The sequence below is a fragment of the Pseudomonas sp. B414 genome, assembly GCF_055408445.1.
The window spans coordinates 12,200-25,847 of record NZ_JBUZTQ010000034.1 but is presented as its reverse complement, the minus strand read 5'-3'; the positions used below and the strand labels follow the sequence as shown (position 1 = coordinate 25,847).

10 protein-coding genes are annotated in these 13,648 nt (G+C 59.1%); 8 read left to right on the top strand and 2 right to left on the bottom strand.

Going from position 1 to position 13,648, the window contains the following annotated elements:
- Positions 1-7: 7 nt before the first annotated feature.
- The 4 genes from ACZRMH_RS21385 to ACZRMH_RS21370 all read left to right on the top strand — a co-directional run bounded on the left by ACZRMH_RS21385 (position 8) and on the right by ACZRMH_RS21370 (position 7,169).
- Positions 8-3,058 (top strand): efflux RND transporter permease subunit, encoded by a 3,051-nt coding sequence (locus ACZRMH_RS21385; RefSeq protein WP_464015163.1) that lies wholly within the window; start codon positions 8-10, stop codon positions 3,056-3,058.
- Between the two features lie 597 nt (positions 3,059-3,655).
- Positions 3,656-5,041: a GntP family permease gene (locus tag ACZRMH_RS21380; protein WP_464015162.1), complete on the top strand. Its 1,386-nt coding sequence runs from the start codon at positions 3,656-3,658 to the stop codon at positions 5,039-5,041.
- Positions 5,042-5,070: 29 nt separating this feature from the next.
- Complete coding sequence (locus tag ACZRMH_RS21375; RefSeq protein WP_464015161.1) at positions 5,071-6,708, top strand: AMP-binding protein; 1,638 nt, start codon at positions 5,071-5,073, stop codon at positions 6,706-6,708.
- The gene (locus ACZRMH_RS21370) at positions 6,705-7,169 is read left to right on the top strand and encodes a MaoC family dehydratase (RefSeq protein ID WP_464015160.1); all 465 of its coding nucleotides are present in this window, start codon (positions 6,705-6,707) and stop codon (positions 7,167-7,169) included. The genes ACZRMH_RS21375 and ACZRMH_RS21370 overlap by 4 nt, the downstream gene beginning before the upstream one ends.
- Before the next feature lie 204 nt (positions 7,170-7,373).
- Here the strand turns inward: ACZRMH_RS21370 and ACZRMH_RS21365 are convergent, their stop codons facing one another.
- A complete protein-coding gene (locus ACZRMH_RS21365) occupies positions 7,374-7,739 on the bottom strand; it encodes a hypothetical protein (protein ID WP_464015159.1) in 366 nt (121 codons plus the stop codon).
- 173 nt (positions 7,740-7,912) lie between these two features.
- Here ACZRMH_RS21365 and ACZRMH_RS21360 point away from each other — a divergent pair, with 173 nt between their 5' ends.
- From ACZRMH_RS21360 to ACZRMH_RS21345, 4 genes are all read left to right on the top strand, one after another.
- Positions 7,913-8,209, top strand: coding sequence for an ArsR/SmtB family transcription factor (locus ACZRMH_RS21360; RefSeq protein WP_016780990.1), 297 nt, complete (start codon positions 7,913-7,915; stop codon positions 8,207-8,209).
- A 54-nt stretch (positions 8,210-8,263) separates the two neighbouring features.
- Positions 8,264-9,274, top strand: a complete 1,011-nt coding sequence (locus tag ACZRMH_RS21355; protein ID WP_464015158.1) for a zinc-dependent alcohol dehydrogenase family protein — start codon at positions 8,264-8,266, stop codon at positions 9,272-9,274.
- 82 nt (positions 9,275-9,356) lie between these two features.
- Positions 9,357-9,830 carry a YbaK/EbsC family protein gene (locus ACZRMH_RS21350; RefSeq protein ID WP_095000172.1) on the top strand — a complete coding sequence of 158 codons (474 nt, stop codon included), beginning with the start codon at positions 9,357-9,359 and terminating at the stop codon, positions 9,828-9,830.
- Between the two features lie 173 nt (positions 9,831-10,003).
- On the top strand, positions 10,004-11,875 hold the full coding sequence (locus ACZRMH_RS21345) for a DUF3857 domain-containing transglutaminase family protein (RefSeq protein ID WP_464015157.1): 1,872 nt from the start codon (positions 10,004-10,006) through the stop codon (positions 11,873-11,875).
- 64 nt (positions 11,876-11,939) lie between these two features.
- Here the strand turns inward: ACZRMH_RS21345 and pgm are convergent, their stop codons facing one another.
- On the bottom strand, positions 11,940-13,580 hold the full coding sequence (gene pgm / locus ACZRMH_RS21340) for a phosphoglucomutase (alpha-D-glucose-1,6-bisphosphate-dependent) (RefSeq protein ID WP_464015156.1): 1,641 nt from the start codon (positions 13,578-13,580) through the stop codon (positions 11,940-11,942).
- Positions 13,581-13,648 lie beyond the last annotated feature (68 nt).

Sequence of the window (13,648 nt, the reverse complement as noted above, 5' to 3'; positions counted from 1 at the left end):
GTGGCCCATGAAACTCACCGATACCTTTATCCAGCGACCGGTCTGGGCCGTGGTGGTCTCGCTGTTTATCCTGATCCTGGGGCTGCGTTCGATCTTTGAATTGCCGGTCAACCAGTGGCCACGCACTGAAAATACCGTGGTCACCATCAGCACCGCCTACTACGGTGCGGATGCGGCCACGGTGGCCGGTTTTATTACCCAGCCACTTGAGGCCGCCATCGCCCAGGCCCAGGGCATTGACTATTTGTCTTCATCGAGCATCACCGGGGTCTCGACCATCACCGCAACCCTGCGCCTGAACTACGACGCCAGCAAGGCACTTACCGAGATCAACACCCAGGTCAACTCGGTGAAGAACCAGCTGCCGGCGCAAGCCCAGGAGCCGGTGCTGTCAGTCGCCGTCGGGCAGACCACGGATGCCATGTACCTGGGTTTCTACAGCGACACACTGCCCACCAATAACATCACCGATTATCTGGTGCGGGTGGTCAAGCCCAAGCTGGATTCGATCCAGGGCGTGCAAACCGCCGAGATTCTTGGCGGGCGCCAGTTCGCCCTGCGCGCCTGGCTGGACCCGGACAAACTGGCGGCGCATAACGTCACCGCCCAGGATGTATCCAGCGCCCTGGCCAACAACAACTACCTGTCTGCCATCGGCTCGACCCGCGGGCAAACGGTGACGGTCGACCTGACTGCCGGGACCGATCTGCATAGCGTGGATGAGTTCAAGCGCCTGGTGATCAAGCAAAATGGCGATGCGCTGGTGTACCTGGAGGATGTCGCAACCGTCACCCTGGGTGCCGAAAGCTACGACAGCAGCGTGGCGTTTTCCGGCAAGCGCTCGGTGTTTATCGGCATCAAGGCGGCGCCCACGGCGAATATCCTGACCGTGGCCAAACTGGTGCGCGAGGCCTTCCCCGAGCTGCAATCGCAACTGCCCGCTGGGGTGCGCGGCGAGATCGTGTATGACTCCACCGAGTTCATCAATACCTCGATTGTCGAGGTGGTCAAGACCTTGGCCGAAGCCATGGTGATTGTCTCGGTGGTGATCTACCTGTTCCTCGGTTCGTTCCGCGCGGTGATTGTGCCGCTGGTGGCGATACCGCTGTCGCTGGTGGGCACATTCTTTGTCATGTACCTGCTGGGCTACTCCATCAACCTGCTCACCCTTCTCGCCCTGGTACTGGCGATTGGTCTGGTGGTTGACGATGCGATTATCGTGGTCGAGAACGTCGACCGGCATATCAAGGAGGAAGGTAAACCGGTGCTGGGGGCCGCGCTGGTGGCAGCGCGGGAACTGGGAGGGCCGATTATCGCGATGACCGTGGTGCTGATTGCCGCGTATGTGCCCATCGGCTTGCGCAGTGGCCTGACCGGGGCGCTGTTCAAGGAGTTCTGTTTCTCGTTGGCCGGAGCCGTGACTGTGTCGGCTGTGGTGGCGTTGACACTGTCGCCGATGATGACCTCGCGATTGTTCAAGCCCGGGCAGGAAGAGGGTCGCTTTGCCCGCCGCCTCGATCAGTATTTTGACTGGCTGCGGCGTCGTTACCACCGCGTGCTGTCAGGGGGGCTGGATATCTGGCCGGTGCTGGTGACTTTTGGCTTTGTGCTGTTTGTGCTGGTCGCCGCCAGTGGCATGACCGCCAAGAGCGAACTGTCGCCAACCGAGGATCAGGGGCTGGTGTTTATGCAGATCCAGGGCCCGCCCACTGCCTCACCGCAACAGATGGAGCGCATTGCTGACCAGGCCTTCCAGATTGCCAATAAAGAGCCTGAATACGCGCAGATGTTCCAGCTCACCGGGTTGCCCGCCCTCAACCAGGGCCTGGGTGGCGTGCTGCTCAAGTCGTGGGATCAGCGCACGCGCTCGCAGGCCGAAGTGATTCTGGACCTGCAACAGAAATGGAATCAGGTACCGGGGGCAACCATTGCGGCCTTTCCATTACCGTCGCTACCGGGGGCTCAGGGGTTACCGGTGCAATTTGTGATCACCACCACCGACTCGGTGGAAAACCTCAATGAAGTCGCCCAGGCGGTACTGGCCGAGGCCCGCAAGCAACAGCTGTTCTGGTTTGCCGATATGGATCTGAAGCTGGACAAACCCCAGGCCAGGCTGGTGGTGGACCGGGAAAAAATTGCCGCACTGGGCATGACCCAGGCCGATGTCGGTGCCGCGCTGTCAGCCGCGCTGGGGGGCAACTATGTGAACTATTTCTCGACTGCCGGGCGCTCGTACAAGGTCATCCCCCAGGTGCTGCAGGTTGACCGCCTCAACCCGGAGCAAATTCTCGATTACTACATTCGTACACCCGCCGGGGCGATGATCCCGGCGCGTACGGTGGCGCATATCGAAACCTCGACCCAGCCGGAATCGATCAACCACTTCCAGCAACTCAACTCGGCAACTCTGAGCGGCGTTAGTGGCGTGGCCCAGGGTGAATTGCTGAGCAAACTGAACACGATTTTGCAAAGCGTTGCGCCCTCGGGCTACACCTCGGACTTTGCGGGCGAGTCGCGCCAGTTTATGCAGGAGTCCGGCGGGTTTGTCGGGCTGTTGCTGTTCTCGATCCTTATCGTTTACCTGGCCCTGGCCTTTCAGTTCGAGAGCTTTCGCGACCCGGTGGTGATCCTGTTCTCCGTGCCCCCTGCTCTCTTTGGCGCCCTGGCCTTTATCACCATGGGCTTCGCTTCCATCAACGTCTACACCCAGGTGGGTCTGGTGACGTTGCTGGGGTTGATCACCAAGCACGGGATTCTGATCGTGCAGTTTGCCAATCAGTTGCAGCGTGCAGGTCGCAGCAAGCGCGAGGCCATTGAGGAGGCAGCCGCCGTGCGCTTGCGGCCTATCCTGATGACCACGGCGGCGATGGTGCTGGGCGTGGTGCCCTTGGTGTGGGCGTCGGGGGCAGGTGCTGCGGGTCGGCATGATATGGGCCTGGTGATTTTTGCCGGGCTGTCCATAGGGACCCTGCTGACGCTGTTTATGGTGCCTGCGATGTATATGTTTATTGGTAGCGCGCATTATCACAAGGCCGCACAGACGCAACCGGACTTGTAGCTGCTGAGGAGTGTAGCGAGGCTGCGATCTGGCGTGTACTCGGTGGTTCTAACTGGAATTGCGAGTACATATCCAGCGCTCGCGGTTAACTGAAATTAAGGTTTCGCTTTTACAGCGAGGCACTTTTGTCAAACAGCCACAAAAGTACCCAAAAAGGCCTTGCCCCATCGTACGGCCCTCGCTTCGCTCAGGTTCCCTCACTCCGGTCCTGCTCCGTGGGCACGCCGTCACGGGCCATCACGGCTCTCCCGGCATCCATGCCGGTCGACCCACTACGCAGAACCTCCATTCGGCCTCCCGGAGGGCGAGTAGATCAAAATCAAAAACCAGGTCCAAAGCCAGGTCCAAAGCCAGGTCCAAAGCCAGGTCCAAAGCCAGGTCCAAAACTCTCGGGCATTCTGGGCCTTTAAGGTTTACGGCTGTATTCCCGCCGCTAACAAGAAACGAACGCTACGATCCTCGCCGGCTGAGGTTTTACCAAACACTCGCCCATTGCAGTTGACATGCCTCAATACCTGCTCTAGGTTGACGCGAACGTAAACGTAATGAGCGCAAGCAACACCGTATACCAAAACAATAATTATAAGAGAGCCACCCATGAGCACGATGGCGATACTGATATCCCTTCTGTTGTTGATGTTTCTCGCCTATCGGGGCGTGACGGTATTGATACTGGCGCCGCTGATGGCCGCCCTGGCGGTTCTGCTCAGCGGCGCCGCCGCAGATATCATGCCCACCTATACCCAGCTGTTTATGAAGGAGCTGGGGCTCTATGTGATCAAGTTTTTCCCCTTGTTTATCCTGGGTGCGCTGTTCGGCAAGCTGGTCGCGGACTCGGGGGCTGCACATACCATCGCTGACTGGTTTATGCGCAAGCTGGGCCATCGCCATGCCATTCTTACTGTGGTACTGGCCTGTGCGCTGCTAACCTATGGTGGCGTGTCGCTGTTTGTGGTGGCCTTTGCCGTGTACCCGATCGGCGCGGCGATTTTTCGTGAGTCCGGTACGCCAAAGCGCTATATGCCCGCCGCCATCGCACTGGGTGCCTTTACCTTCACCATGACCGCACTCCCCGGCGCACCATCGATTCAGAACTCGATTCCTACGGCCTACCTCGGTACCACCACCTTCGCCGCTCCGGGCCTGGGTATCATCGCCTCGATCGTCATGCTGTGGATGGGCAGCTGGATCCTGCAGTCCCGGGCCCGCAAGGCCATGGCCAACGGTGAAGGCTACGGCCCCCATGACGACGAATTGCCGTCGACTGACGGCGTAAAAAGGCCCGGGCTGCTCGTCGCCCTGCTCCCCATTATCGTGGTGATCGGCCTCAATGCCGCGTTCAGCTACTGGATCCTGCCTGCGCTGGACCTCAGCGTTTTGCGTGAAGAACGCTTTGGCAAGGTTGACCCGCTCAGCGTCATAGGCCTGTGGTCCGTGCTGTTGGCGCTGATGTGCGCGATTGTTTTTGTGATCCTGCTTAACTGGCGTCGCTGGGAGAATCTGACGGCCACCATCAACAAAGGCACCATCGGCGCGCTGTTGCCGATCTTCAACACCGCCTCGGAAGTGGCCTATGGTGCGGTGATCGCCGGCATGGCCGGGTTTGCGGTGATCAAGGACACCATTCTCAATGTCTCGCCGGATCACCCGCTGATCTCGGCGGTGCTTAGCATGAACGTGCTGGCGGGTATTACCGGCTCCTCGTCCGGCGGGCTGAGTATCGCCTTCCGAACCCTAGGCAGTGACTACCTGCGCATGATCGAGGCCGCGGGTATCAGCCCGGACCTGTTCCACCGGGTCGCCACCATTGCTGCCGGAGGCCTGGACACCCTGCCCCACTCCGGCGCGGTGATCACCTTGCTGGCGATCTGTAATCTCACGCACCGCCAGTCCTACCCGCAAATTTTCATGATGACGACCGTTGTGCCCATGACCGCTCTGCTGGTGGTGATGGTGCTGGGTTCAACGTTCGGTAGCTTCTGACCATGGTGCATAACAACAAGGATTCGACCATGAACACAGCGCATACTTCTGCCAGCTACCCGCAATGGGATGCCCCACAGCGTTTCAATATTGCCCAGGCCTGCTGCGACCGCTGGGCCGAGGACCCCGAGCGCATTGCGATCATTCAGAAAAACGCGGATGGCTCGGTGCAGCAGCACAGTTTTTTGACCTTGCAACAACAGGCCAACCGCCTGGCCAACAGCTTGCGTGAGCAAGGTGTGCAGGCCGGCGACCGGGTCGGGATCATGCTGCCACAGGGGCTGGAGGCCGGTACCGCACATATTGCGCTGTACAAGCTGGGGGCCATTGCGGTGCCGTTGTTCAAGCTGTTCGGTAGTGACGCTATCGAACATCGCGCTTCGAACTGCGGCATGCGTGCCTTGATCACCGACGCCAGCGGCCTGCAGAAGATCGACGGGGTGCGCGCCAACCTCCCCGAATTGCAGCTGTGCTATGTCATCGATGCCCCGGCAGAGCGCGCCGATGTGCTGGATTATCATGCTCAGCTCAAGCGCCAAAGCGACCGTTTCGAGACCCTCGACACCGCCGCACAAGACCCGGCCCTGATCATTTATACCTCCGGCACCACGGGCCACCCCAAGGGCGCGCTGCATGCCCACCGGGTATTGCTCGGGCACTTGCCGGGCGTATGCAGCTCCCACGATGACTTTCCCCAGCCCGGCGACCGCATGTGGACTCCGGCGGATTGGGCGTGGATTGGCGGCTTGCTCGACGTACTGTTGCCCGCCTGGTACCACGGGGTGCCAGTGGTGGCCCACCGGGCTGACAAGTTCGTCGCCGAAGAGGTGTTCGCCCTGATCGAGGAGTTGCAGATCAAGAACGTGTTTTTCCCGCCCACCGCGCTCAAGCTGCTGCGCCCCGTGGAAAACCCGCGCCAGCGCTGGCAACTGGCACTGCGCTCAGTGGCCAGCGGTGGCGAGTCACTGGGCGACGAATTGCTGGCCTGGGGCGATCATGCCCTGGGCGTGCGCATCAACGAGTTCTACGGCCAGACCGAATGCAACCTGCTGGTGTCCTCCTGCGCCAGCCAGGGCATCTACCGTGCCCATGCCATAGGTCGGGCGGTCGAGGGATTCAACGTGGCCATTGTCGACGACTATGGCGTGGTAGTGCCCACCGGTGGCTCAGGGCATATTGCCGTAGCCACACCCAACGGCAGTGAGATGCTGGGCTATTGGGAAAACACCCGGGCTACCGAGGAGAAATACCTCAACGGCTGGCTGGTCACCGGTGACAAGGGCTCAATGGATGAAGACGGCTATATCTTCTTCCTTGGGCGCAATGATGACGTCATCACCAGCGCCGGCTATCGCATCGGCCCCACCCCGATCGAAGACTGCCTGATCAAGCATCCTGCGGTAAAACTGGCGGCAGCCATCGGCAAGAAAGACCCGATCCGCACCGAAGTAGTCAAAGCGTTTGTCGTGCTCAACGACGGCTTCGCCGCCAGCGACGACACCGTGCGCCAACTGCAGGCACACGTACGTGCCCAGCTCGCCGCCCATGAATACCCGCGGGAGATTGAATTTCTTGATGAACTGCCGATGACCACCACCGGCAAGATCATCCGCAAGGCCCTGCGAGAGCTTGAAGAACAACGCACAGCAATGGAGCTTGATATATGAATTTTCTAGGCAAGGCATTCGACGAAATCAGCGAAGGCGAGACCTTCGGCCAGACCCTGACCATCGACGCATCCCATATCAGCCGTGCCTGCGGCATGTTTGGCGACTTCAACCCGCTGCACAGCGATGCCGAGTTCTGCGCCAACAGCCGTTTTGGCCGCCCGATCCTGCACGGCCCGATGACCAGCGCCTTTATGTCGGCGTCCATCGGCATGTACTTCTACGGTACCGCTGTGGCCTACCTTGAGCACAATTGCCGGTTTGTCGCACCGGTATTTGCCGGCGACACCCTGAGTGTGCAATGGACCATCACCCAGACCCTCGACAAACCCCGCAGCAATGGCGGCATAGCCGTGCTACGCGGTGAATGCAAAAACCAGCGCGGCGAACAGATCGCCGAGGCCAGCGGCAAGATCCTGCTGAGTAACCGGGCATTGCTCGATGTGGTGCAGGCGGGCTGATAAACCGCATCGCGAGCAAGCCCGCTCCCACAATGAAACCTGCAAGCATCAGATTTGTGAACACCACATAACCTGTGGGAGCTGGCTTGCCTGCGATGGCATCCCTGCGGTTTGCCTGACAAACCGCAGTCTGATTGCAGGCTCTGGCCCTCAGCCGTTAACCGTGACGAGAGATATGACCTGGCGAAAGGCGAGAAACCCGGCTTATGCGCCAAACTCCACATAACTCGATTCACCCCCACCCGTAGCACCCGACAACCAACCCCAGACAAAACTCAGGGTGGTAAGCCCTGCGTCATCCACACCTACGGTGCCACGGGACCAACCAGACAGCAGCTCACCGTCTGTGGTCAAACACTGGAACAGCAGCTCGATGGTATCCGCGCCGGTCACGCGCCCGACCTGATTGCCGGTGCGAATCCGGCCGCCCTGGTAAGTACCCGAGATGGCGTTTTCCTCGACAAGATAATGAAACAGCGTGCCTGTACCCGATAGCCCGTGGGTGTTGCCCGCGACGATAAAGCGACGATTGTGCAAACGTTCGCTGACGTGGGAATTGGGAGTTGGCATTTAAAGTAGCGTCCTGTGGTGATGAGTGCCGTAAACGATAGCCCGTATCTAACGGATGATCGCAATGTTCTTGAGATATTCGCGAGCAGGCTCGCTCCCACCGAGAAGGACTGGCACATGCCTTTCTCTCCCCAAGCCCTTGAACATTTCGTAAAAAAACGTAATATCCTCCCATGATTCTCGAACAGCTCAAAGCCCTGGGCAATGACACTCGCATGCAAATGATGGAGTGGCTCAAAGACCCGCTCAGCAATTTCCCGCCCCAGGACCATGGTGATCCTGCGATAGGGGTATGCGTCACCCATTTGCAGCACAAGGCCGGGCTGTCGCCTTCTACCGCATCGGCACATCTGGCCATCCTGCAACGCGCCGGATTTGTCCTGACCACGCGTATCGGCAAGTGGACCTACTACCGACGCAATGAACAGGCGATAAATGACTTTGCGGCCAGGCTGAAAATCGAGTTGTAATTTTTACTTATTCATTTCGTTATTTCGCGCAATGTAAAAACATGAGGAAGCCCCATGAGCACTAAAGCAATCTTCGTCAAACCCGGTGGCGGTTATCAGAATGTAGTGGTTGGCAACAGCGAAGCACACGCACCCGGTACCGGTGAAATCACTGTACGTTTGCACGCCAACTCACTGAACTATCATGACTTTGCTGTGGTAAGCGGCATGTGGGGCCCGAGCGAAGACCGCATCCCCATGGCCGATGGCGCAGGTGAAGTGATTGCCGTTGGCGCTGATGTCAGTGAATTCAAGGTCGGCGATGCGGTGGTCAGCACCTTCTTTCCGCAATGGATTGACGGCACCCCGCTGGTAGAAGGTTTTGTTACCGTGCCTGGCGACGGCATTGACGGCTATGCCCGTGAGCAAGTCACCGCCATCGCCACTTCGTTCACCCACGCCCCTGCTGGCTGGAGCCATGCCGAGGCATCAACCCTGACCACCGCCGGCCTGACTGCCTGGCGTGCTCTGATGGCCGACGACTCGCTCAAGCCTGGTGACACGGTACTGGTTCAAGGCACCGGCGGCGTGTCGATCTTTGCCCTGCAATTCGCCAAGATGGCCGGGGCCACAGTGATTGCTACCTCCTCCAGCGACGAGAAACTGGAACGCCTCAAGGCCATGGGCGCCGATCATGTGATCAACTACCGCAAAGACCCGCAGTGGGGCGAAACCGCCCTGGCCCTGACCGGCGGGCGCGGTGTCGATCACATCATTGAAGTCGGCGGCCCTGCGACCCTGGAGCAGTCGATGATTGCCATCCGCGTGGGCGGGCATATCTCGATCATCGGCATCCTCAGCGGCGTCACCGGGGCGATGAACTTTGTACCGATGCTGATCAAGCAGGTGCGCCTGCAAGGCGTGCTGGTCGGCAGCCGCAGCCAGCAGCAGGACATGGTTCGCGCCATCAATGCCAACGGCATGCGCCCGGTGATCGACCGTCACTTCCCGCTCAACGATATTGTCGAAGCGTTCAAGTACCAGGAAACTAACCAGCACTTCGGCAAGATCATTCTGGACATCTAAACGCAACATCGCCGATGGCGCATTGACAGTGCGTCATCGGCTTCTCTAGATTCAGGCTTTTGCCCAAAGAGAGCCGAGCCTGATGAGTCTTGAATCCGTACGCGCCTTTTTTCACGCCAACGCACCCGATCTGCACATCATCGAATTGGCCACCAGCACCGCAACGGTCGCTCTGGCCGCCGAAGCCCATGGTGTCGAGCCCGGTCAAATTGCCAAAACCCTGGCCTTTCGAGTCGGCGAGCGCAACGTTTTGCTGGTGGCCCGGGGTGACGCGCGTATCGACAACAAAAAAATCAAGGACGCCCTGGGCAGCAAAGCCAAGATGCTGGATGCCGAAACGGTCGTTGCCTTGACCAGTCACCCGGTGGGGGGTGTTTGCCCATTCGGGTTGGCCACCGATCTTGCGGTTTACTGCGATATTTCCCTGCAAAGCTTTAGCGAAGTCATGCCTGCAGCAGGGGCTACGCATACCGCGGTGAAGATTTGCCCGACGCGTATGGCCGACCTGGTCAACGCGCAATGGGTGGATGTGTGTCAGCCCTTGCCCGCCGCCTGAATCCGCCACAAAGGCTCTAGATCGGGTATCTGCGCGAGATTGATTGTCTGAGAATGTAGAAAATGCAGTTGCGATCGATTATCATCCGCCGTTCGCGCAGCACCCTGCAGCCCTACTTCAAGATAACTAAAACGTCGCAGGGTGCTGTTTAAAGGGAACGACCTGAGGCGCTCATGCACCGCTTTACTTTCAGCAAATCATTGATTTGCGCAACATTGGGGATCGTCAGCCTGCCGTCTTTCGCGGCATTGCAACCAGCGTCAGAGGCTGCTCTGGCTGGCGAAACAGCAAAAACCTGCCATTTCAACAAAGACACCAGCAGCGATTGCACCACCACTTACCGCTACACCATCCTCACCAACAATGGCCGCGAGATGCTGTCGCGTATCGACTTCAGCTTCCCCGAAACGGATCGGCTGGAGATCGTTGACGCCCAATCGACTCAACCTGGCAGCAAACCAGTCGCCCTGGCCCCCTCGCAAATCGACACGCGCATGGCGCCCAATCCAGACCAGGGTTTTCTGCGCGCCAGGCAAACGTCTATCGCCTTCCCCAACCTGCGCATCGGTACCCGCATTACCTACACCGTACGTGAGCATACGGTGGCCAAGCCGCTGCTGGAGCACTTCCACTACCCGATGATGTTTGGCCCTGCCCCGGTTCGTTCGGATAGCTTCAAAAGCACTTTTACCGCCGAGCAACCGATTGTCTGGCGCAGTGAATTGATGGAGGACTTTACCTTCACGCCATCTGCCGACAACAAGACCCTGGTGATCGAGCAGAAAAAGCCACGTTTCGTGAACTACATCAACGAAGCCGGCAACGCCTTTATCCGCCAGATACCACGGGTTGAAATTGCCAGTTCCAGCCAGGTGCAAGACCACTTCGGCAAACTGGCCGTGCGCTATAACCAAATCCTCGCCGCCAGTCTGCCAGCGAGCGCCGCCAAAACCGTTGCCGGGTTGAAGGGCTTGCCGCCCGCCGAGCGAGCGGCTGGCGTGATGCAATATATCCACGATCAATACCGCTATATGGGTGACTGGCGCGCCACGAATCGCGGCTATGTGCCATTTACCCTGAAGGAAATCGAAGAACGCGGTTATGGTGATTGCAAAGACCTGTCGGTACTGCTGACGGCCATGTTGCAGGCCAGCGGCATAGAGGCACAAACGGCCTGGGTGAGCCGCGGCAGCAACCCGCAGGATCTGTTGCTGCCAGGCACCGGCGCGGCCAATCACGCCATCGTCAAGGCGCACGTCAACAGCCAGGTCTGGTGGCTGGACCCGACCAACCCGGTGTTCATGCCCGGGCGGAGCATGCCGGATATCCAGAATCGCTGGGCGCTGGTCATCGATGCCGATGGCAAAGTGCGCCAGGAGCATATCCCGGAAGAACAGCCGAGCCTGAGCATGGGCGTGAAGAAGTTCGAACATTTCAATCGCGATGGCCAGGCACGCACCACTGCTGAAGTGGAAATGGGGCAAATGACCCTGATGCAGCTCAGTTACGCCGACACCGACTCGGGGGTGAGCGCTACGGACCTGAACCTGTGCAACCACTTCGGCAAGGAAATCAGCGACTGCAAGATCAACCGCGACAAAACCGGTTTTGTGGTACCTGAACGTTACAAGGTACAGGCCACCCTGACCAACTTGCGCGCAGTAGAAAACCTGTCCGGGCAGCACGTCTACAAGCCGGCCTTTATCAGCGAGCGCTGGGACAGCCTGATGAACTATCGCCGTACCGGGCAACTGGCTGATTTGTATATGGCCGATCCGGAAACAGTGACCTATGACATCACCCTGTCGGGTGCCAAAGTCGGCAACGAGATCAAAACCTGCAAGGTCAACTCGCCGTGGTTCGATATGGAGCTGAGCAGCAAACGCAACAAGGATGAGTACCGCTACCTGTACTCCATGACGCAAAAACACAGCTGGCTGAGCCATGATGAGATCATGAGCGCACCGTTCGAGGCGATGCTCCAGCAAGCCCGGGCCTGCAACGAAAACATGCAGCAAGTGGTGCAACTCAACGCCAAGGGCTGAGCGCTTTCAGGGCAGCCATAAAAAAGCCCGACCCCATTACAGGGCCGGGCTTTTTTTGTCGGCGTTACGCGATCGCGGTGTCTACCAGCACTTGCGCTTCCTCTACCAGACGGCTGAGGTGCTCATCGCCGATAAAGCTTTCAGCGTAGATTTTGTAGATATCTTCGGTGCCCGAAGGGCGAGCCGCAAACCAGCCGTTTTCAGTCATCACCTTCAACCCGCCAATGGCCTGGTTGTTGCCCGGCGCATGGCTAAGAATCTGGGTGATGGCTTCACCGGCCAGGCTGGTGGACTTGACCTGCTCGGGCGACAGTTTACCCAGCAGGGCTTTTTGCTGCGGGGTGGCCTTGGCATCGACACGAGTGGAGAACGGCAGACCGAGGTCCTCGGTCATTTTCTGGTACAGCTGCGAAGGATCGCGACCGGTACGGGCGGTCATCTCTGCGGCCAGCAGCGACGGGATCAGGCCGTCCTTGTCAGTGGACCAGACACTGCCGTCCAGACGCAGGAATGAGGCTCCGGCGCTTTCTTCGCCGCCAAAACCCAGCGAGCCTTCGAACAGGCCATCGGCAAACCACTTGAAGCCCACTGGCACTTCATACAGGCGACGCTCCAGACGTGCAGCCACACGGTCAATCAGGCCGCTGCTGACCACGGTCTTGCCGACGGCGGCATCGGCGCGCCATTGCGGGCGGTTGCGGAACAGGTAGTCGATGGACACGGCCAGGTAGTTGTTGGGTGCCAGCAGCCCACCTGATGGCGTAACAATGCCGTGGCGGTCGTGGTCCGGGTCACAGGCAAAGGCCACGTCGAAACGCTCTTTAAGGCCGATCAGGCCTTGCATGGCATAGCTGGATGACGGGTCCATGCGAATGCGACCATCCCAGTCCACGCACATAAAGCGGAACGTCGGGTCTACCGAGGTGTTCACCACTTCCAGGTTCAGGCCATAGTGCTCACCGATCGCCGACCAGTAGCGCACACCGGCACCACCCAGCGGATCAACACCCAGACGCAGATTGGCACCGCGCAGGGTGTCCATGTCGATCACGTTCTTCAGGTCGGCAACATAGGTGTTCAGGTAGTCATGACGGTGAGTGGTGCCGGCTTTCAGGGCCTGCTCGTAACCCATGCGCTTGACCCCCGCCAGTTTGGCCGCAAGCAATTCGTTGGCCTTGGCCTCGATCCATTTGGTGACATCGGTATCGGCCGGGCCACCGTTAGGCGGGTTGTACTTGAAACCACCACTTTCAGGAGGATTGTGCGACGGCGTAATTACCACGCCATCCGCCAGCCCGCTGGTACGCCCACGGTTGTAGCAGATGATGGCGTGGGAAATCGCCGGCGTCGGGGTGTACTCGTCGTCAGCGGCAATCATGGTTTCGACGCCGTTGGCGGCAAACACTTCCAGGGCACTGGCGCCAGCGGGCGTCGACAGTGCGTGGGTATCGATGCCCACAAATAGCGGGCCATTGATGCCCTTCATCTGACGGTACAGGCAAATGGCCTGGCTGATGGCCAACACATGCCACTCATTGAAGCTCAGCTCGAACGAACTGCCGCGGTGCCCGGAAGTACCAAAGGCGACACGCTGGGTGGCGATCGCGGCATCGGGTTGACCGGTGTAATAAGCGGTCACCAGTCGCGGAATATCGACCAGCAAGTTAGCCGGAGCCGGTTTGCCCGCAAAAGGACTGAGTGTCATGCAAAAACCTCGGGAAATTAATGATTCGGAGGAAAAAAGGCAGTTTACTGGCAGTTCGACACTGACGC

What these genes read in the sequence shown, in the direction of transcription:
- ACZRMH_RS21385 (WP_464015163.1), top strand. Translation starts at nt 8, where the DNA reads ATGAAACTCACCGATACCTTTATCCAGCGACCGGTCTGGGCCGTGGTG.
- ACZRMH_RS21380 (WP_464015162.1), top strand. Translation starts at nt 3,656, where the DNA reads ATGAGCACGATGGCGATACTGATATCCCTTCTGTTGTTGATGTTTCTC.
- ACZRMH_RS21375 (WP_464015161.1), top strand. Translation starts at nt 5,071, where the DNA reads ATGAACACAGCGCATACTTCTGCCAGCTACCCGCAATGGGATGCCCCA.
- ACZRMH_RS21370 (WP_464015160.1), top strand. Translation starts at nt 6,705, where the DNA reads ATGAATTTTCTAGGCAAGGCATTCGACGAAATCAGCGAAGGCGAGACC.
- ACZRMH_RS21365 (WP_464015159.1), bottom strand. Translation starts at nt 7,739, where the DNA reads ATGCCAACTCCCAATTCCCACGTCAGCGAACGTTTGCACAATCGTCGC.
- ACZRMH_RS21360 (WP_016780990.1), top strand. Translation starts at nt 7,913, where the DNA reads ATGATTCTCGAACAGCTCAAAGCCCTGGGCAATGACACTCGCATGCAA.
- ACZRMH_RS21355 (WP_464015158.1), top strand. Translation starts at nt 8,264, where the DNA reads ATGAGCACTAAAGCAATCTTCGTCAAACCCGGTGGCGGTTATCAGAAT.
- ACZRMH_RS21350 (WP_095000172.1), top strand. Translation starts at nt 9,357, where the DNA reads ATGAGTCTTGAATCCGTACGCGCCTTTTTTCACGCCAACGCACCCGAT.
- ACZRMH_RS21345 (WP_464015157.1), top strand. Translation starts at nt 10,004, where the DNA reads ATGCACCGCTTTACTTTCAGCAAATCATTGATTTGCGCAACATTGGGG.
- pgm (WP_464015156.1), bottom strand. Translation starts at nt 13,580, where the DNA reads ATGACACTCAGTCCTTTTGCGGGCAAACCGGCTCCGGCTAACTTGCTG.